This is a genomic window from Paraburkholderia franconis (assembly GCF_009362735.1).
Classification (GTDB): domain Bacteria; phylum Pseudomonadota; class Gammaproteobacteria; order Burkholderiales; family Burkholderiaceae; genus Paraburkholderia; species Paraburkholderia franconis.
The window spans coordinates 151,916-170,490 of the sequence record NZ_WHNP01000009.1; the positions used below are offsets into that span (position 1 = coordinate 151,916).

The following is an 18,575-nucleotide window of genomic DNA, read 5'->3' on the forward strand; positions in this document are numbered from 1 at the left end:
TCGCCACATTTACCCTTTGGCTATTGCACCGCCTTCGATCACGAGGTACTAATGACAACCCGCCCCGACGTTGTGAACGAATTCATCCATGTCGCCCGGCAGCACTTTGCATCCGATCTTGTTCGCGTCGAGGCCCGCAAGATGGTCGAAGTGGCATTCTCAAGACTGGAGATCCCGTCGGACGATGGGCAGAGGTTGGGTACGCGCTATCCGGCCTGTGAATGGCTCGACGCATCGCTAACGGCGCTTTCTGGAGATGCGCGGTTCAGTGATATTGCAAAGGCGCTCAAGTCGGTTGAGCCACTTCTCGGGTGGCGCCGAAGAGCCTCCGGCGTCAACGGCAGTCAAGGCTACGTCGAACGACACGCGAATGGCTTCGTTTGCGGCCCCGGCGGAGCCGAGAGCCGAAGTGACGTTCAGCTTGGCATCACGATCATGCTTCCCAATACCCGCTATCCGGATCACAGCCACCCGCCGCAGGAGGCATACGTACTGCTGAGTCCTGGCGAGTTCCGGCAGGGCGATGGTGAATGGATCGATCCGGGTCCAGGCGGCGGCATCTACAACACGCCAAACTTGCTGCACGCGATGCGCTCCCGTACATCGCCATTTCTCGCCCTGTGGTGCCTTCTTGTCTGAACTGTCATATACGACGGAAGCATTCGCGTCGCTCCCAGGACTTTGACAACGGCAGTAGAACTGCAACGAGCGCCGCAGACTGTCTGCGACACTCGCCGCAACCGACATTGAACAAGCGCCACGCTCATTGCACTCACCGCAACCGGATGGGCGACCTCTCCGCGGTGAGTGCGCCCTCCCGCGTGATCGGTTACTTGGTGCCGAGCCACACTGCGAACTTCTGATTCAGGTCGTCGGAATGGTCTGCCCAGAAGGCTACGTCGACGTCGACTGCTGTCTTCTCGTTTGCCGGGTTGGTCGGCAGATACGGGCTGACTGAAGGATCGACCATGGAGATCGACGATTTGCGCATCGGTCCCAATGCAGTCGCGGAACCCAGCTTCGCGAGCTGTTCCGTCGATGTCGAGAAGTTAAGAAAGTCCTGAGCGGCCTTCAGGTTCCTGGTACCCTTCACGACCGCGAGGCCCTCGATGTTCTTCACTTCCCCATCCCACACGAATCCGAACGGCTTCTTGTCCTGAGCGATAGCGGTCCAGATGCGGTTGCAGTAAGCGCTCGTCATCGAGACCTCGCGGTCGGCCAGGAGCTGGGGCGGCTGAGCACCCGCTTCCCACCAGACGATCGAGGACTTGATCGTATCCAGTTTCTTGAACGCGCGGTTGACGCCCGCCGGCGTAGCCAGCACCTTGTACACGTCAGCCGGCTTTACGCCATCAGCGAGCAGCGCCCATTCAAGAGCCGCTTCGGGCGATTTCCGCAGGCCCCGCTTGCCGGGAAATTTCTTCAGGTCGAAAAAGTCCGCAACGGTCTTCGGCTCGCCGTTCTTGAAGGCTTCCTTGTTATAGGTAATGACAGTCGACCACGCTACGTTGCCGACCATGCAGTCCGTGACACCGCCGGGCAGGAAATCTGACTTCGCGGGCGTTCCGTTTTTGGCAGCAGGCAGCGCGGCGACATTGACCTTTTCCAGCAGTCCTTCATCGCACGCCCGGATAGCATCGGCCATCTGGATGTCGACTACGTCCCAGGTCACGTTGTTGGTTTGGACCTGGCTGCGAATCTGCGCGATGCCGCCGTTGTAGACGTCACTCTTCACGTTGGTGCCAACCTTTGCGGCGAATGGCTTCACCGCAGTTGCAATCTGGGCGTCCTGGTAAGAGCCGCCCCAGCTCGCAAATACGAGATCAGCCGCGCTCGCGGTGACACTCACAGCCGCCGTCGCGACCAGCAACGCAACCTTCGCTGAATGCTTGATTTCCAGTTTCATGCTTTTGTCCTTCCTATTGACGTCTAGTGGCACGGTGAAGCCAATCGTCTCGGTTAAAAAGAAAACACTCCTGATATGAACTGCCAACTTCAAACCATCACCTCGTCGTATCGCAAAGCAGAAAGAACCACGCGTCACGACGATGGGCATGCTTTGCCGCTGCCGTTTGCCCGATCATCCGCTCAAGCTGGACTCTCTCTCCTGCCCTCGACTACTGATAAGGTCTACTACTTATTACGTTGTGTACCGTGGCACCAGCGCGTCGACGGATTTTGCAAGATCAACGCTTCCCTGCCCGAACTCACCAAGACCCCGCGTTAGTGCCGCTGATGGCCTTCGACTACGCATCCGTGGACTCAATGCCCGACCGCAGCGCCAGAAAACTGAACCATCGACCAGCCAAAACGTGGATCAACAGCTACTATTAGCCGGCCTTAAGCTGAACATTCGTTCAACTTCATTCGCCTTGAGGCTCACTATATACGCGATTTTTCGACATCAAAAATAATTTTTCAACCGCAATTTTTCTGATACATGTCGAATTTCGATAAAAGCGAGGGTATTTACCTACGTCGCAAGCACCAACAATATGAACGATCGTTCAACGATATCTCTGATTTAGCATCCATGTATCATGAACATCTGTTCAGCCTAACAGCCAAGATAAATCCGTCCGCGAACCGGGCTACCAAGGCTTCGAGACGGATCGGGCAAATCAGGTCCCAATGCACGTTCAGGGTAAACTGGCGCACTTACGCAGTTCGCCGGGACGGGCGGGCACAGAAAAGACGAGGGAGCAATGCAAACAACGACGACGTCAGCCGCTGCGAAGGATGACCGGAAGGACGATCCGGGGCCCTACGAGGGAATGCGGCTGCGGCTTATCGATGCGACGCTGGCAGTCGTCGGTGATGTCGGCCTCGAGAATTTGACGATCCGACGAGTCAGCGAACATGCAAGCGTTTCGGTCGGCCTTGTTCACCATCATTTTGAAAACAAGAAAAGCCTCGTCTACAAAACGTTCGAACATATGATTCGCAGGGTGCGCGATCAGTTGACGAGCGGCCGGCGGGGCATCGAAGATCCCGTCGAGCGGATGAAGTTCACGGCGGACATGTGCTTCAGTGATGAGGTGATGAGCCCAGGTGCCGCCAACGTTTGGCCGCACATGTGGAGTTCATCGGCTCACGATCCGGAAGTACAGCGACTTTGCGCGGCATTTTCGAAGCGCTTGCGATCCAACTTCATCTTCGATCTGCGCCAGGCTGGGTGCGATCACACAATGGCGCGAATCCACGCCATTCAGGCGCTTGCGCTCGTTCACGGGCTCTGGATCGAGCACCGCGTTGCGGCAAGCGTCACGCTCAGCGAGGTCATCGGCATCTTCCACGGGATGATCGACGACGCGACCAGACAGATCTGGAAGATGAACATGTCCAAAGCAGCGACGTCAGCTCCCCTCAGCTGAACGCGTACAGTTCGCGCGCCGTCTACATGTTGGGGTAGTTGGGGCCGCCGCCTCCCTCTGGTGTAACCCACACGATGTTCTGCGTCGGGTCCTTGATGTCGCAGGTTTTGCAATGCACGCAGTTCTGCGCGTTGATTTGCAGGCGGGCTCCGTTTGTTTCGTCTTTGACGAATTCGTAGACGCCCGCCGGGCAGAAACGCGCTTCCGGGCCCGCGTACGTTTGCAGGTTCACCTTGACGGGCACCGACGGATCTTTCAGCGTCAGATGCGCGGGCTGGTTCTCTTCGTGATTCGTGTTCGAGATGAACACCGACGAGAGCCGGTCGAATGTGAGCTTGCCATCAGGTTTCGGATAGTCGATCGGCTTGCACTGCGAGGCCGGCTTCAGCATCTCGTGATCCCAGTGCTGGTGATGCAGCGTCCACGGCACGTTGCCGCCCAGCAGCTTCTGCTCGATGCCGACCATCAGCGTGCCGAGATACAGGCCCTTGCTCATCCATTGCTTGAAATTGCGTGCCCTGTGCAGTTCGGTGTGCAGCCACGACGTTTTGAACGACTCCGGATACGCGGTGAGTTCATCTGACTGACGGCCCGCCTGCACCGCATCGAATGCGGCATCGGCGGCCAGCATGCCCGTCTTGATCGCCGCGTGCGAGCCCTTGATCCGCGATGCGTTCAGGAACCCCGCATCATCGCCGACGAGCGCGCCGCCCGGAAATACGAGCCTCGGCAGCGACATCAGCCCGCCTGCCGTGATCGCGCGCGCACCATACGACACGCGCTTGCCGCCTTCGAGGAACTTGCGGATTTCCGGATGCGTCTTGTAGCGCTGGAATTCTTCGAACGGCGACAGATACGGGTTCGAATAGCCGAGGCCGACGACAAAGCCCACCATCACCTGGTTGTTGTCGATGTGATAGAGGAACGAACCGCCGTACGTCTGCGTGTCGAGCGGCCAGCCGGCCGTGTGAATCACGAGACCGGGCTTGTGCTTCGCAGGATCAATCTCCCACAGTTCCTTGATGCCGATACCGTAGACCTGCGGATCGGCGCCGTCGCGCAGTTTGAATTTGTCCGAGAGTTGACGGCCGAGATGCCCGCGCGCGCCTTCACAGAACAGCGTGTACTTCGCGTGCAGTTCCATGCCGAGCTGGAAGTTCTCGGTCGGCTCGCCGTCCTTGCCGATGCCGAGGTTGCCCGTCGCCACGCCCTTGACCGAGCCGTCGTCGTTGTACAGCACTTCCGCCGCTGCAAAGCCCGGGAAAATCTCGACGCCCTGCGCTTCGGCCTGCTGGCCCAGCCAGCGCGTCACGTTCGCGAGGCTGATCACGTAGTTGCCGTGATTCTTGAAGTTGTCGGGCAGCGCCCAGTTCGGCACGGACTTCGCACCGGTTTCGGAGAGGAACAGGAACCGGTCTTCCGTCACCTCGACGTCCAGCGGCGCGCCTTTTTCCTTCCAGTCGGGAATCAGTTCATTCAACGCGCGCGGGTCCATCACGGCACCCGAGAGGATATGCGCCCCGATTTCCGAGCCTTTTTCGAGCACGCAGACGCCAATCTCGACGCCTTTTTCCGCCGCGCGCTGCTTCAGACGAATGGCCGCCGACAGGCCCGCCGGGCCGCCGCCGACAATGACGACGTCATATTCCATTGCTTCTCGCGGACCGAATTGCTCGAGCAGACTTTGCGCGTTCATATTCAAAAATACTTGTGAGCATAGGGAGAAGGACATGCCCGTAGGGACATCGCCCGCACCAAGGTTCTGATCGCATATCGACGATCAACGGAGGCGGATCGTAGAACGGACGAATTTACCAGGCTGAAGACATAACGGCCGCTTATGCTAGTTTCAAGAATCGTTTGGATTAGCTCGACTCCGGTCAGTCTCGCGGCACCATTCACTCACGATGGAGATGGATATGCGAACTTCGACCGTTGGAGTGGACCTCCACGCACTTCAGGCATTCGTGGCAGTCTGCGAAACGCGATCCATGACCAAGGCCGCAAGGGTGCTCGGTGTCACGCAGAGCGCAGTCAGTCAATTGATCGCATCGCTGGAGCGAGAACAGGGCGTCGCGCTATTCGACAGGGAGTGTCGGCCAGTCAGGCCAAACGCTGCTGGCAAGATCCTGTTCTCGAGTGCCACGGGACTCCTTGAACACGCTCACGCAGTCGCATTGCATGTGCGGTCAGCTTCCGGCAGTCAAGCCCGAAGCCTGAGAATCGGCTGCGTCGAATCGTTCGCCGCGATCTTCGGACCGCGCCTCGTCCAGTTGTTGGGTCCTCGAGTCAGCGATCTGACGATTTCGTCGGGCTCCACTCACACGCTCAGTGCCAGACTGTCTGCTGGCGACCTGGAACTGGCAATATGCAGCGACGCAGCAGCGGACATAGAAAAGATTGAAGCACGTCCGCTGTTATCCGAGCAGTTCGTTGCTGTCGCTCCGAAGAGATTTGCAGACCATCGCCAGCTCGAACAGATCGTGCGCGAACTGCCTCTTCTACGCTACAGCGCTGACTCACGTATGGGAGCGCAGATCGAACGCTTCATGCGCCAGATAGGCGTGTTCGCACCGAAGCGATATGAACTCGACAGCACGGAAGCACTGCTGAGCCTCGTTGACGCCGGGTTCGGCTGCGCGATAACCACTCCGATATGCCTCTATCGGTACCGCGCCTTACTGGCGAGCACAACGGTGATTCCCTTGCCCAACATGCGGCTCGGTCAGCGTGACATGTTCATTCTGACCCGGCGCTCCGAATGGTCGACCATCGCCGAAACCGTCTCGCGTGAAGCTCTTTCGATCGCCCGGGACACCATCACACCAACTCTTCAGCGAACGTTCCCGGAAGCCGCATCGTCGGTTTTCGAGTTCTTCTACTGCACCAATCTGAACGCCCCGGAAAGTCGAAGCATCCAGGATTTTGCGTTGGGGTAAGCCATCCTGATCGTCCAGAGCTACAGCATTCCATTAGCCCCGCCCTCGCGACACTTAAATTAAAAATAGAGCGTGCTTATATTCCCGCGCGAAATTATTTCTGGTCGCACACTTGACTCACACCTTGCTCAATGAAGGACGCAAACTGTGAACAATTTCGATGTGGTTGTGATTGGCGCTGGCGTTATCGGCAGCTCTGTCGCTTTCCAGCTTTCCAGGCTCGGGGCGAAGAACGTTCTAGTCCTGGATCGCGGATTGATCGGCGCCGGAACGACCTCACAGTCGTCGGGCATCCTGCGCACCCATTACTCCGTCAAGGAAAACGTGGAGCTGGCGAGGAAATCGTGGGAAGTCTTCAACAACTTCTCGTCCTACCTGAGCGATGAAGAAGCGTCATGCGGTCTGGTGAAGTGCGGCTACATGATCGTCGCGAGCGAGGGCGACAAGCTCGAGCCTCTGCGCGCCTCGCTAAATCAGCAGAAAGAGCAAGGCATTCCGCTCGAACTGCTGAACCAGCAACAAGCCAGGGAGTTGATGCCGATCGCCCGGTTCGACGATGCAGCTCTTATTGGCTACGAGCCGGAAGCCGGGTTCGCGGATGCATACCTCGTCGCAACGAGCTTTGCACGCGCCGCACGCCGTGGCGGCGTGACGATCAAGGAAAACGTCAACGTCAACAAGATCCTGTTTGAACACGGCAAGGTCGTTGGCGTCTCGACGAGCATCGGCGACTTCAGCACGTCGACGGTGATCAGCACGCAGAACATCTGGACACCCGAGCTTGCGGGCTGGACGGGCCGTGACCTTCCGATCATGCCGGAGCGCCATGCCGTGCTCGCGCTCGAATGCGAAGCCGCAAAGTACACGTTCAAGATGCCCGTCTTCAAGGATCTCGCATCCCCCGGCATGCTCTACTACCGCAGCTACGGCGGCAGTCAGATGCTGGTCAGCGAAGGCGTTGTCGGCGAGAAGCTGAACACGGCCGACACCGAGCAGGGCGACATTCCGATGGACTACATCGTCGACGTCGGCGCCCAGGTCGCCGAGCGCTTCCCGGAGTACGAAACGGCGGGCATCGCTTCTTCGTGGACCGGCGTCTACGACGTCACGCCCGACTGGAACCCGGTTCTCGGCAAGCTGCCCGGCATCGAAGGTCTCATCGTCGGCTACGGCTTCTCGGGTCACGGCTTCAAGCTGTCGCCGACGGTGGGCCGCGTGCTCGCTCAGGAGGCACTGGGTATGCCGACAGATGTATCGCTCAAGCCGTACTCGATCGAACGTTTTGCAACAGGCGAGCTGTTGACGGGCAAGTATGGTCTGGGCGCCGTTTCCTGAGGACCAGCCGATGTCCCCGATGCAAGTGCGCGACATCGCCTCAATACCTTCCGGGAAATGGCGCAACGGCAAGGGCATAACGAGAACGCTGGCTTCGGAAGGTACTGACTGGCGCGTGAGCATTGCAGAGGTCGAACGCGACGGTCCGTATTCGACGTTCGAAGGGATGACGCGCTTATCCGTCGTTCTGCGAGGCAAGGGAGTCGTGCTACGCGCGGGCAGCCTGACAACGACTCTTACGCCGTTCACAGTCGCCGAATACGACGGCGCGACCGCATGGGATGCTTCGTTGATAGACGGGCCCGTGACTGCGCTCAATGTGATGTGCAGAAGGCACATCTACCAGCCGACCGTGCGTGCACTCACAGGTCCAACGGCCGTACCCGCAGGTGCCACGGCCATCGTGCTGGCCGTGGGTCGTGCATGCCATGCCGCAGCTTCGACAGAGGCAGCACCGCACCGGATCGCCGTAGACCAGTTTGCGGTCTTTCAGAATCTGGAACATCCGGTTCGGATCAGCCCCGACCCGGTCGGCGGAAAAGATCGAGGCTTTGGGCCCGTCCCACAACTGGTGATCATTGAACCGACGGCCGTCTGAACTTGAGGAACATGAAATGAAGGTACTGACTGCAGTAAAGCGCGTCGTCGACTACAACGTGAAAGTCCGCGTGAAGGCCGATCAAAGCGGTGTTGATATCGGCAACGTGAAAATGTCAATGAATCCGTTCGACGAGATTGCCACGGAAGCGGCTACCCGCCTCAAGGAAGCAGGGAAGGCGACCGAAGTGGTAGCCGTATCGTGCGGCGTGCCGCAATGCCAGGAAACGCTTCGCACCGCGCTGGCTATCGGTGCAGATCGTGGTGTGCTCGTCGAAACCGATGCCGAATTGCAGCCTCTGGCGATCGCCAAGCTGCTCAAAGCCGTCATCGACAAGGAACAGCCGCAGCTCGTCATCCTGGGCAAACAGGCAATCGACGACGACGCCGGCCAGACCGGTCAGCTGCTCGCGGCGCTGCTCGACTGGCCTCAGGCTACGTTTGCCAGCAACATTGAAATCGGCGACGGGTCGGCCACCGTTACGCGTGAAGTGGATGGCGGGCTTGAAGTCATTACGATCCGTCTTCCGGCAATCGTCACGACGGACCTGCGTCTGAACGAGCCGCGGTACGTGACGCTGCCCAACATCATGAAGGCGAAGAAGAAGCCTGTCGACACGCTGAAGCCTGCTGACCTGGGTGTGGATCCCTCGCCTCGCCTCAAGACGCTCAAGGTGGTCGAGCCTGCGGCGCGCAAAGCCGGTGCGATCGTCCCGGACGTTGCAACGCTGGTGCAGAAACTCAAATCCGAAGCAAAGGTGATTTAAATGACGACGCTTGTTATTGCGGAACACGACAACGCTCAGGTGAAGAGCTCGACGCTGCACACCGTCTCGGCAGCGCAGAAGATCGCGGGAGGCGTGCACGTACTGATCGCCGGCAGCGATGCCCGTCCCGCAGCCGAAGCCGCAAGCCGGATTGCGTGTGTCGAGAAGGTCATCTTGATCGATGCGCGTCATCTCGCCGACGGACTGGCCGAGAACGTCGCTGCGCAGATCGTCGGACTGGCCCGCGACTATACACACGTCTTCTTTCCCGCGACCGCGGCCGGCAAAAACACGGCGCCGCGCGTCGCTGCGAAGCTCGACGCGTCGCAGATTTCGGATGTGATCGCGATCGATGCACCCGATACCTTCCAGCGACCCATCTATGCGGGCAACGTCATCGCGACCGTGCAGACGAGCGATCCCGTGAAGGTCGCGACGATCCGCACCACCGCGTTCGATGCAGCCCCTGCGGAAGGCGGAAGCGCCAGCATCACCGAAGTGACCGCGGCGGCCGACACCGGCCTGTCGACATTCGTTCGCCGCGAGATCGCGAAATGCGACCGTCCGGACCCGACGGCTGCGCGCGTCGTGGTATCGGGCGGACGGGGCCTCGGCAGTGCCGAGAACTTCGCGATCCTCGACCCGCTCGCTGAAAAGCTCGGTGCGGCGATCGGCGCCTCGCGCGCCGCAGTCGATTCCGGCTATGCCGCCAACGATCTGCAGGTCGGTCAGACCGGAAAGATCGTGGCGCCGGAACTCTACCTCGCCGTCGGCATTTCCGGTGCTATCCAGCATCTGGCGGGCATGAAGGACTCGAAGATCATCGTTGCCGTCAACAAGGACGCTGAAGCGCCGATTTTCGGTGTTGCCGACTACGGCCTCGTCGCCGATCTGTTCGACGCTGTTCCGCAGATCACGCAGTCGCTGTAACGCTGTAACGCTGTAACGCTGCGACGCTGCAACGTCAGCCGCGCACGATTTCCCCATCTCCTTGGAAGACTCGCCGGCACCGCATGAAGCACGCGGCGCTGGCCTTTTTTAAGCAGGAGTCGAACGTATCGTATGGGTGAAACCTGGAGTCAAGCGCTCAGGTATCGATAGCGGGCGGGTCCGGTTCTTATTCTTCACCGGCACATGTTCTGGTGCTTGTGGTCAGGAAATTCGTGCGCGGAGTTTCAATGTCGCGGCAGTGGCTGCGGACATCATCTGCTCGATCACAGGCTGAACCCGTTCAGCAAGATCCGGCCGATAACCGAACGGGGCATCTTCGTTCATATAGATCGACTGGCACATCTCGAGCTGCACCGCGTGGATACCGTTCGACGGCTGACCGAATGCCCGCGTGATATAGCCACCCTTGAACCGGCCATTCGCGACCCATGTGAACGGCTGGCTCTTGACCAGTTCGGATGAGATTGCATCGAGGATGCTGGCATCGCAACTGGCGCCCGCATTCGTGCCGATGTTCAGGTCAGGAAGCTTGCCCTCGAACAGTCGCGGCAAAACACTGGCAATCGAATGGGCTTCCCACAGCAGCACCTGCCCGAATTGCTGCTTCATCCTGTCCAGCTCAGCGCGCAGCTTTTCATGATACGGCCGCCAGTATTGTTCGAGACGCTTTTGTACTTCGTCCTGCTCCGGCGCCTTCCCGTCCAGGTACAGTGGTTCGCCGCGAAATGTTTCCGTCGGACAAAGGCCTGTCGTCGTCTGCCCCGGGTACAGGCTTTCACCACCGGGCGGCCTGTTGAGATCAATGACATAACGCGAGAACCGGGCACCCAGGACCGAAGCGCCGGCAGCTTTCGCAAAGCTGTAAAGACGGTCGAGATGCCAGTCCGTATCGGCGACAGCACGAGCCGCGTCCGTCATCTGCGCAGAGATTCCTGCCGGAATCTCCGTGCCCAAATGCGGAATCGAAACCAGCAGCGGAATCCGCCCTTGATGGAAAGTGAACATCGCTTCTTGCACAGCAGAATCTCCTGATACCAGGTCATTTGAACGTCGCCGCCCGTGGTCGGACCTGCTGGCCTCTTCCTGCGAAACGCCCTCGCCGCCACGTCGATCGCCTCAAGTGCGAGACGCTCGTTTCGCTTGTCCGTCAGCGCATCGCCATCAGCGGCGACGAACGACTGACGAGACGTAAAGGCATGCAAAGCCTGAAACGGTTGGGATAAGCGATCAGGCCGGACAAGCTATCGACCGCACATCTGGCGGGGCGACTTGCAACCGCCCCGCTTTCCTGCCTAGACCACGTCCTCGCTCATTACCATCAGCTGCGTGTTGCCGCCCGCAGCGCTCGCATTGACAGTCGTGATGCGCTCGCGGACCAGTTGCGTCCAGTCGTAGGTGCCGTCGTCGTGCGTCACTGCGATGCCGATCATCCGCTGTGCCGCCATGCGACGCAGGTTGCCGACGTCCTGCTGGTCAGCCGTCGCGAGGACCACATCCGGGCGAACGCCGGGGACCTCGCCATCGAGCACCCGAGCGGCATCCGCGGCGTCGACGACACGGCAACCGGTACCGAGAGCGGCTGCAATTTCATCCGCAACCGACGATTTCAGCAGCAGCACTTCATTGCCGAACGCACACGCAGCCGTTGCCTGAACCAGCAGCGCCTCCACGGAGTCCGCAGCACAGAAGGCCTGTCCGCGAGGCAGAAGCTCGACAGTGTTCTCCTCACCTGTGAGGGCCGGCAGGCTCAGGGGCCGGAAGCTATCCGCGAGGCGAACGAGCTGCGCGCTGTACCGCGCGAGTCGCGCCTGTGCGTCGGCATTGAGACGCCGTACAGCGGATGTATTGGCAATCGCCTCGACGCGTTGAGTGAAGATGGCGCGGGCCTGAGCTTGAGCGCTCATCCGGGCAATGAAGCGCCCCTCCGCCGATGCAACCGGAAACTCGAAATACTTGTCGCTCACGGCCGCCTGCGATGGAGCGAACGGTCCCACGTCCGCTGCATACGCGTTGGCAGTAGAACGGGTGAGGCCGATCAGCGTCAACGGACCGGCAATCATCGAACCCGTACCCGACGCTCCGTTACCGCCCACGGGTTGCATACCTGGGAACGCACCCAGCATCGCCCGATTGACGCAGATACTGCTCGCCTGCGACAACGACAGCAGCGTACCCGCCGCTTCGTTGATGCGGGTGTGCAAGCCCTGCACGCCGCTGCCCAATCCGTTCAACGCCTTGATGAGCGCTTCCATATTGCCGGTTTCGTAGCGCACGACATGCAGGATGGGCCCCGTTATCGACGGGTCGATTGCGGTAAGCGATCCGATATCGCCGATATCCGCGATCGTGGGCGCGACGAAATTTCCATTGCCGGCGCCCGCGCCCAGCTTGCCCCGTGTAATCCGGAAGCCGCGACGCTTCAGCTGCTCGATGTATGTGTCAGCACTATCGCGCGCCTTGCGCGTGGCCATCGGCCCGATGTCTGTCGCACCGTTCAGCGGGTCGCCCGTGTTGCGCTCGCTGAGCATGCCGCTGAGCATGCGCAGCACCTTGTCTGCCGTCGAGTCCTGCAGGCACAGGATTCGTAGCGACGACGCCGCTTGTCCCGCCGATTTGAACGCGGAGACGATAGCGTCCGAGATGACCTGCTCTGGCAAAGCCGAACTGTCGACGATCATCGAGTTGACCGAACCATAGGTGGCAATGAACCTGGCCGGCCGTGCGGCAGCAGAGAGTTGCACAGCGATGGCACGGGCCACCTCACGCGAACCCGCACAAAGAACTGCAGCCACACGTTGATCGGATAAGAGCGCTTTACCCACCGTCGCGCGATCACCCAAGGCGAGCTGAAGCGCATCCTGAGGAACGCCCGCGCCGTGGAAGACTCTCGTGGCTTCGAATGCGATCAGCGAAGCGTCCGACGACGGCTTCGCGATAACAGCGTTGCCGGCCGCGAGGGCAGCCGATACATGCCCGACGAACGAGCTCAGCGGACACGCCGAAGGCGTGAGACTGATGACGGTTCCCAGCGGCTGTGCGTCTGACAAGGCCCTGTCGCTCGTCAGCTGGAACGCGTACAACCGGCACAGGTTGACGGCGGTGCGGACCTCTTCCACCGCCTCCGAAAGCGTTGCTCCGTTTTCGAGCGACAACAGTGCGCCAATTCTCGACGCGTTGGCTTCCAGGTCACTCGCAACCCGTTCGAGAACTTCAGCGCGGCTGGCCGCCGTTCTGAGACCCCAGGTGGAAACGGCCTGACCTGCAGCGTCCAGCGCTCGTGCCACACTGCTCAACTTGCAGCTGGCGAAAGTTCCAATAGCCTCGGCGAGATTACCCGCGCTATAGACCACGGCAGTCGATCCGGATTTGGCATCTCCTGCTTCCGCGAGCAACGAATGCGCGTTCACGCGGTTCGACCGGATTTCCGCCACCGCTCGCTCGAACTCCGGCGCCCCGGAAAAATTCAGGGCCGCCGCGTTGACACGGCCCGGCAACAGATTGCGCGGCGATGCGATGCCGGCGTGCGGCTTACCGCCCGTTCTCGCTGCCTTTGCGACAGGATCCTCGACGATGTCGGAAATGCTGACGGCGGGATCGACGATCTGATTGACGAACGAAGAGTTCGCGCCATTCTCCAGCAGACGGCGGACAAGGTAAGCAAGCAAGGTCGCGTGCGGCCCGACGGGCGCGTAGATGCGGCACGGACGGTTCAGTTTGGCGGCCCCTACTACCTGATCGTATACGGTCTCGCCCATCCCATGCAGACACTGGAACTCGTAGTCCTTGTCCCCGGCAAGCGTATGCACTGCCGCGACTGTGAACGCGTTATGCGACGCGAACTGCGGGAAGATGGCATCCGGTGCGTTGAGCAAGGCTTTTGCGCACGCGATGTAGCTGACATCCGAATGCACTTTACGCGTGAACACCGGGTAGCCCGCCGCGCCGGCATCCTGTGCGAGCTTGATTTCCGTATCCCAGTAAGCGCCCTTGACCAGACGGATATTGATCCGTCGCCCGTTGGCGCGAGCGAGCGCGATGATCCAGTCCGCCACTGCCCTGCCGCGCTTCTGATACGCCTGCAACGAAATCCCGATACCGTTCCAGCCCTTCAGGCCTGGCTCGGCGCACAGACGCTCCAGCATCTCCAGTGTCAGGTCGAATCGCGCTGACTCCTCCTGGTCGAGGTGGAAGCCAATGCCGTACTGCTTCGCGATCTGTGCGAGTTGCAGCAGTCGCGGATACATCTCGTCCAATACCCTGTCGCGTTGCGCCAGCTCATACCGGGGATGCAAGCCTGAGATCTTGACCGAAACGCCAGGCCCGTCAATCGGTCCCTTTCCCTTCGCTTCCTTCCCGATCGCTTCAATGGCATGGCGGTACGACTCGAAATACGCCTGTGCATCCTCATCCGTGAGCGCCGCTTCGCCGAGCATGTCGTAGGTGTACCGGTATCCGCCCGACTCGCGCCCCTTCGCCACGCCAATCGCCTCTTCAATCGTCTGGCCGGTGACGAACTGCTTGCCAAGCATCCGCATCGCGTACGCGACGCCAGCGCGCACCACCGCCTCCCCACCCTTGCGAACGACGCGCGAGAGCGCTTCCGCGAGCGCGTTCTCGTCAGGTTGCTTCAGGAGCTTCCCGGTGAAAAGCAGACCCCAGGCCGTGGCGTTGACGAACAGCGACGGGGATTTGCCGATATGCGCGCGCCAGTCCGCGTCGACGATCTTGTCCCGGATAAGCTGGTTGCGGGTCTCTGTGTCGGGAATCCGAAGCATCGCCTCGGCGAGGCACATCAGCGCGATGCCCTCGCGACTGTCGAGCGAGAACTCCTGCGTCAGGAGATCGACGCCGCCCGCGTTGATACGCGCGTCACGCACGCCCTGGGCGAGTCGTGCGGCAAGAGCCTGCGCCTTGGCGAGCGTCGGCGCATCCATGCGCGCCTCTTCGATCAGCCCGCGCACAACGACATCCTCGGCAAGCGCAGAGGCGTCGCGAATGCGCTGACGCAGTGTTTGAAGGTCTGCCGTGCCGCTTTGCATCGATTGGATTTCCGACAGCATGATGAAGTTACCTGATGAATGCTTGTTTGTTGACCGATTGATCAGAACTGGTTGGCCGTTCCACGCAGACGCTCTGTTCTGCGCCGCAGTAATTCGAGCGTGATGAGCAGCAGCGTCGAAATGACGACGAGTACGCTTGCCACGGCCAGGATGGTGGGACTGAGTTGCTCACGGATACCGGCCCACATTTGCCGCGGTACCGTTCGCTGGTCAGTGCCCGTCAGGAAGAGAGCGACGACAATCTCATCGAATGAGGTTGCGAACGCGAACAGCGCACCCGAGATCACGCCAGGCGCAATGATGGGAAGCTTCACCTGCATGAAAACGCGCAGCGGCGACGCACCCAGGCTGCGGCCTGCCCGCGACAGCGTTTCGTTAAAGCCTGCGAGCGTCGCCGTAACGGTGACGACGACAAACGGCACCCCAAGCGCGGCGTGCGCCAGGATCAGACCGGTCAGGCTGTTGACAAGACCGAAGGGACTGAAGGCAAAGTAGACGCCGACTGCCGTAATGATCAACGGAACGATCATCGGCGAAACAAGAATGCCCGTAATCAGCGCCCTTCCCTTCAGGCGTGGATGAGTCAACCCGAGGGACGCCGTAACGCCCAGCGTGGTCGCGAGCAGTGTCGAGACAACGCCCACAATCAGCGTATTTTTCAGCGCCAGCATCCATTCCGCGCTATTCAGAAAGTCCTGGTACCAGCGCAGGCTCACGCCCGGCATCGGATAGGTGAAGTACGGTTGCGAGTTGAACGACAGCGGCATCACAACCAGGATCGGGGAAATCAGAAACACCAGTACCGCCACCGACAGGACCACATGCGCCCACCGTCCCAGACGTCCCCAGATCGTTACATATGCTGGAAAACTGAACATTTTGATCACCCCAACTTGACGCCGGCGCCGCCGGTCATGCGGACAAACACGCCGTAAATCAGCAGCACCCCTGCAAGCAGAATGGACGCCAGCGCGCTTGCCAATCCCCAGTTCAACGTGTTGTTGACATGATTTGCGATGTAGTAGCTGGCCAGTTGATCATCCGGGCCGCCGACGATGGCTGGCGTGATGTAGTAGCCGACGGCGAGAATGAACGTCAGCATGCCTGCCGCGCCGACACCCGGAAGCGTCTGCGGGAAATACGCCTGGAAGAACGAGCGGATCGGACCCGCGCCAAGTGAACGTGCCGCTTTCATGTAGATGTTCGGCACGCCCTTCATCACCGAATAGAGCGACAGGATCGCGTACGGCAGCAGAATGTGGGTCATCGCAACGAGTACGCCGAAACGGTTGTAGATCAGCGGTAACTCGTGGTCCGTCAACCCCAGGTGCTTGAGCACGTCATTGATCACGCCGTGAGTCTGGAGTACCACCACCCAGGCAGTCGTCCGCACCAGGATCGACGTCCAGAAGGGCAACAGAACCATGATCATGAACAGGTTGCTGTAGCGTGCCGGTATGTTGGCGAGGAAAAATGCAACCGGGTATCCGAACAGCAGACAGAGCGCGCTGACCGCAATGCTCACCCAGGCGGTCCGAACGAAAACATCGACGTAGAGCCGCTCGCTCTCGCTCTGGCGCACGATCGCGCCGTGACTGTCGCGTTTGAAGTCGAATGCCTTCAGGTAGTAGCCCAACGTCCACGGCGACGAAGCGTATTTGAGCGTGGACCACGCAGCGATCTCATCCCAGCGGGCGTCGATCGCGGTGAGGCGCTGATGCCATGATCCTGTGCTTTCATCGCCGAGGCGACGAGCCGTCTTCATGAGCAGGCTCCGCATTCCGGCTTCATCGTAGTTCAGTCGCGATGCGATCCGGCTCACTCCCTCGCTTCCCTTTGCCGCAAGGAGATCATGAGCGAACGCGTCATACACCTGTTCCCCCGGCAGCTTGTCTCCGCTCGGTTCCCATTCCCGAAGCAGCGCGGATGCGTGCGGCATCTCCTGGGAGAGCGTCGGGTCCCTGAAGCTCTTCATCAGCAGGCTGCCGATGGGAACCAGGAAGGTGACAAGGAGGAAGACCAGCAGCGGCGCGACCAGAAGGAAAGCTTTCACGCGCTCGGTGCGTTCCGCGCTGCGCAGCTTTGCCTTGAGACTTTTCGAGTCCTTCACGGTCAGTTGCGGTGACGGGTCTGCGGGCACTGCCATATCGTGGGGAAGTATCATCATCGTCCAGCGGCTAGCGCCGCGTCCTCCTCGTCCTTTCAAACCAAACTTTCGTATCCGGATGGCACAACGGCCGCCATCCGATGCAATCTTTCAAGGAAAAGCCGGGTAGCCTGCTGTTCCTGCAAAAAGGCAGCCTTTGGTGGAAATGCGGCACGGGCGTCCGTTGAAACTCGTTCGCCTCGCATCGCCCCGACGCACACCGCCCGGGTTTCAGTCTCCACTAGTTGTACTAATTTTTTCCTTGTGTTCCCGCGTGCGTCATGTCGATTCGCTACGCGGTGTTCAGTCAGTTACTGCAACGCGCGGCAGCATTCCGCCATCCATCCGACGTGTACCGAGTCGCCAATACGCAACTGACGCGCGACGCCGTTGTTCGGCAGCTTCACGATGAAGTCGTTTCTGCCGCACACCTGCATGACCACGCGAAGATGATCGCCGTAGTAGATGAGATCCTTGACACCGCCCTGGAAGACGTTGTCACAGTTCTTTGCCTGATCGCCGACCGTCACCCGTTCCGGTCGCAAGGAGATGCTGGCGGAGCCAGTCCCGCGAACACTCGGGCCAGCGAATGCATGGATGTTCTGTCCGCTTTCCAGCTTGACCGTACAACGCTCGCGATCCACGGACGCAACCGTTCCAAGCAGTTCATTGCTTTCGCCGATGAAGCGGGCGACAAATGCGTTCTCAGGGTTCTCATACAGTGCAGGCGGCGGCGCGAGCTGCTGGATGATGCCGTTGTTGAAGACAGCAATCCGGTCGGACATGGTCATCGCCTCGCCCTGATCGTGAGTGACATACACGACGGTCAAACCGCTCTGCTCATGAATCTGCTTGATCTCGTATTGCATCTGCTCGCGAAGCTGTTTGTCGAGCGCGCCAAGCGGCTCGTCCATCAGCACCAGCGCCGGTTCGAACACAAGCGCCCGCGCGACAGCGATCCGTTGCTGCTGCCCGCCCGAGAGCTGCGCCGGCATGCGATTGGCGAACTTTTCCATGTTCACCATGTTGAGCGCGCGCTTCACCTTTCGCGCGATCTCGTCCTTCGACACTTTCCGCACCTTCAACGGAAAGGCGAGGTTCTCCGCCACTGACTTGTGCGGAAAGAGCGCGTAGCTCTGGAACACCATGCCAATGTTGCGGCGCTCCGGCGGAATACGGTTGATCGGCTTCCCCTGAAGCAGGATTTCGCCATGTGTTGCGGTCTCAAAGCCCGCGAGCATCATGAGACACGTTGTCTTTCCAGAGCCTGACGGCCCGAGCATCGTCAAGAACTCACCCTCCTGAATCTCGAGGTTGAGATTTTTGACGACAAGCGTCTCGCCGTCGTACGTCTTCTGAACATTCTTGAAAGAGACAATGGTAGACATGACATTTCCTCAGGAGAA

At 60.0% G+C, this 18,575-nt stretch carries 14 protein-coding genes; 7 read left to right on the top strand and 7 right to left on the bottom strand.

Annotation, left to right across the window (positions count from 1 at the left end):
* The first annotated feature begins 51 nt into the window (after positions 1–51).
* Positions 52–639: a dimethylsulfonioproprionate lyase family protein gene (locus GCT13_RS12530; RefSeq protein WP_152758342.1), complete on the top strand. Its 588-nt coding sequence runs from the start codon at positions 52–54 to the stop codon at positions 637–639.
* Positions 640–829: 190 nt separating this feature from the next.
* On the opposite strand, the gene GCT13_RS12535 is transcribed toward GCT13_RS12530, so the two are convergent.
* On the bottom strand, positions 830–2,056 hold the full coding sequence (locus GCT13_RS12535) for an ABC transporter substrate-binding protein (protein WP_227746799.1): 1,227 nt from the start codon (positions 2,054–2,056) through the stop codon (positions 830–832).
* A gap of 649 nt (positions 2,057–2,705) precedes the next feature.
* Between GCT13_RS12535 and betI the strand changes: the two genes are divergently transcribed.
* On the top strand, positions 2,706–3,374 hold the full coding sequence (gene betI, locus GCT13_RS12540) for a transcriptional regulator BetI (protein ID WP_152758344.1): 669 nt from the start codon (positions 2,706–2,708) through the stop codon (positions 3,372–3,374).
* 22 nt (positions 3,375–3,396) lie between these two features.
* On the opposite strand, the gene GCT13_RS12545 is transcribed toward betI, so the two are convergent.
* Positions 3,397–5,070, bottom strand: coding sequence for an electron transfer flavoprotein-ubiquinone oxidoreductase (locus GCT13_RS12545; RefSeq protein ID WP_152758346.1), 1,674 nt, complete (start codon positions 5,068–5,070; stop codon positions 3,397–3,399).
* Positions 5,071–5,293: 223 nt separating this feature from the next.
* On the opposite strand from GCT13_RS12545, the gene GCT13_RS12550 reads away from it, so the two are divergent.
* The 5 genes from GCT13_RS12550 to GCT13_RS12570 all read left to right on the top strand — a co-directional run bounded on the left by GCT13_RS12550 (position 5,294) and on the right by GCT13_RS12570 (position 9,942).
* Positions 5,294–6,313, top strand: a complete 1,020-nt coding sequence (locus GCT13_RS12550) for a LysR family transcriptional regulator (protein WP_193727640.1) — start codon at positions 5,294–5,296, stop codon at positions 6,311–6,313.
* Positions 6,314–6,460: 147 nt separating this feature from the next.
* Complete coding sequence (locus GCT13_RS12555; protein ID WP_321574311.1) at positions 6,461–7,648, top strand: NAD(P)/FAD-dependent oxidoreductase; 1,188 nt, start codon at positions 6,461–6,463, stop codon at positions 7,646–7,648.
* Positions 7,649–7,658: 10 nt separating this feature from the next.
* Positions 7,659–8,246, top strand: a complete 588-nt coding sequence (locus GCT13_RS12560) for a HutD/Ves family protein (RefSeq protein ID WP_193727641.1) — start codon at positions 7,659–7,661, stop codon at positions 8,244–8,246.
* A 16-nt stretch (positions 8,247–8,262) separates the two neighbouring features.
* A complete protein-coding gene (locus tag GCT13_RS12565; RefSeq protein ID WP_152758477.1) occupies positions 8,263–9,012 on the top strand; it encodes an electron transfer flavoprotein subunit beta/FixA family protein in 750 nt (249 codons plus the stop codon).
* Entirely contained in the window at positions 9,013–9,942 is a 930-nt protein-coding gene (locus tag GCT13_RS12570) for an electron transfer flavoprotein subunit alpha/FixB family protein (RefSeq protein WP_152758352.1), read from the top strand.
* A gap of 222 nt (positions 9,943–10,164) precedes the next feature.
* On the opposite strand, the gene hutG is transcribed toward GCT13_RS12570, so the two are convergent.
* The 5 genes from hutG to GCT13_RS12595 all read right to left on the bottom strand — a co-directional run bounded on the left by hutG (position 10,165) and on the right by GCT13_RS12595 (position 18,557).
* Positions 10,165–10,980: an N-formylglutamate deformylase gene (gene hutG / locus GCT13_RS12575; protein WP_321574312.1), complete on the bottom strand. Its 816-nt coding sequence runs from the start codon at positions 10,978–10,980 to the stop codon at positions 10,165–10,167.
* A 275-nt stretch (positions 10,981–11,255) separates the two neighbouring features.
* A complete protein-coding gene (gene putA / locus GCT13_RS12580) occupies positions 11,256–15,023 on the bottom strand; it encodes a bifunctional proline dehydrogenase/L-glutamate gamma-semialdehyde dehydrogenase PutA (protein WP_227746800.1) in 3,768 nt (1,255 codons plus the stop codon).
* A 41-nt stretch (positions 15,024–15,064) separates the two neighbouring features.
* On the bottom strand, positions 15,065–15,901 hold the full coding sequence (locus GCT13_RS12585) for an ABC transporter permease (RefSeq protein ID WP_152758484.1): 837 nt from the start codon (positions 15,899–15,901) through the stop codon (positions 15,065–15,067).
* A 5-nt stretch (positions 15,902–15,906) separates the two neighbouring features.
* On the bottom strand, positions 15,907–17,169 hold the full coding sequence (locus tag GCT13_RS12590) for an ABC transporter permease (RefSeq protein WP_152758354.1): 1,263 nt from the start codon (positions 17,167–17,169) through the stop codon (positions 15,907–15,909).
* 311 nt (positions 17,170–17,480) lie between these two features.
* Positions 17,481–18,557 (bottom strand): ABC transporter ATP-binding protein, encoded by a 1,077-nt coding sequence (locus GCT13_RS12595; protein WP_152758356.1) that lies wholly within the window; start codon positions 18,555–18,557, stop codon positions 17,481–17,483.
* Positions 18,558–18,575: the final 18 nt, after the last annotated feature.

Excerpts from the sequence above, each read along its gene's own strand:
- GCT13_RS12530 (WP_152758342.1), top strand. The coding sequence starts at position 52 with ATGACAACCCGCCCCGACGTTGTGAACGAATTCATCCATGTCGCCCGG.
- GCT13_RS12535 (WP_227746799.1), bottom strand. The coding sequence starts at position 2,056 with ATGCCCATCGTCGTGACGCGTGGTTCTTTCTGCTTTGCGATACGACGA.
- betI (WP_152758344.1), top strand. The coding sequence starts at position 2,706 with ATGCAAACAACGACGACGTCAGCCGCTGCGAAGGATGACCGGAAGGAC.
- GCT13_RS12545 (WP_152758346.1), bottom strand. The coding sequence starts at position 5,070 with ATGAACGCGCAAAGTCTGCTCGAGCAATTCGGTCCGCGAGAAGCAATG.
- GCT13_RS12550 (WP_193727640.1), top strand. The coding sequence starts at position 5,294 with ATGCGAACTTCGACCGTTGGAGTGGACCTCCACGCACTTCAGGCATTC.
- GCT13_RS12560 (WP_193727641.1), top strand. The coding sequence starts at position 7,659 with ATGTCCCCGATGCAAGTGCGCGACATCGCCTCAATACCTTCCGGGAAA.
- GCT13_RS12565 (WP_152758477.1), top strand. The coding sequence starts at position 8,263 with ATGAAGGTACTGACTGCAGTAAAGCGCGTCGTCGACTACAACGTGAAA.
- GCT13_RS12570 (WP_152758352.1), top strand. The coding sequence starts at position 9,013 with ATGACGACGCTTGTTATTGCGGAACACGACAACGCTCAGGTGAAGAGC.
- putA (WP_227746800.1), bottom strand. The coding sequence starts at position 15,023 with ATGCTGTCGGAAATCCAATCGATGCAAAGCGGCACGGCAGACCTTCAA.
- GCT13_RS12585 (WP_152758484.1), bottom strand. The coding sequence starts at position 15,901 with ATGTTCAGTTTTCCAGCATATGTAACGATCTGGGGACGTCTGGGACGG.
- GCT13_RS12590 (WP_152758354.1), bottom strand. The coding sequence starts at position 17,169 with ATGGCAGTGCCCGCAGACCCGTCACCGCAACTGACCGTGAAGGACTCG.
- GCT13_RS12595 (WP_152758356.1), bottom strand. The coding sequence starts at position 18,557 with ATGTCTACCATTGTCTCTTTCAAGAATGTTCAGAAGACGTACGACGGC.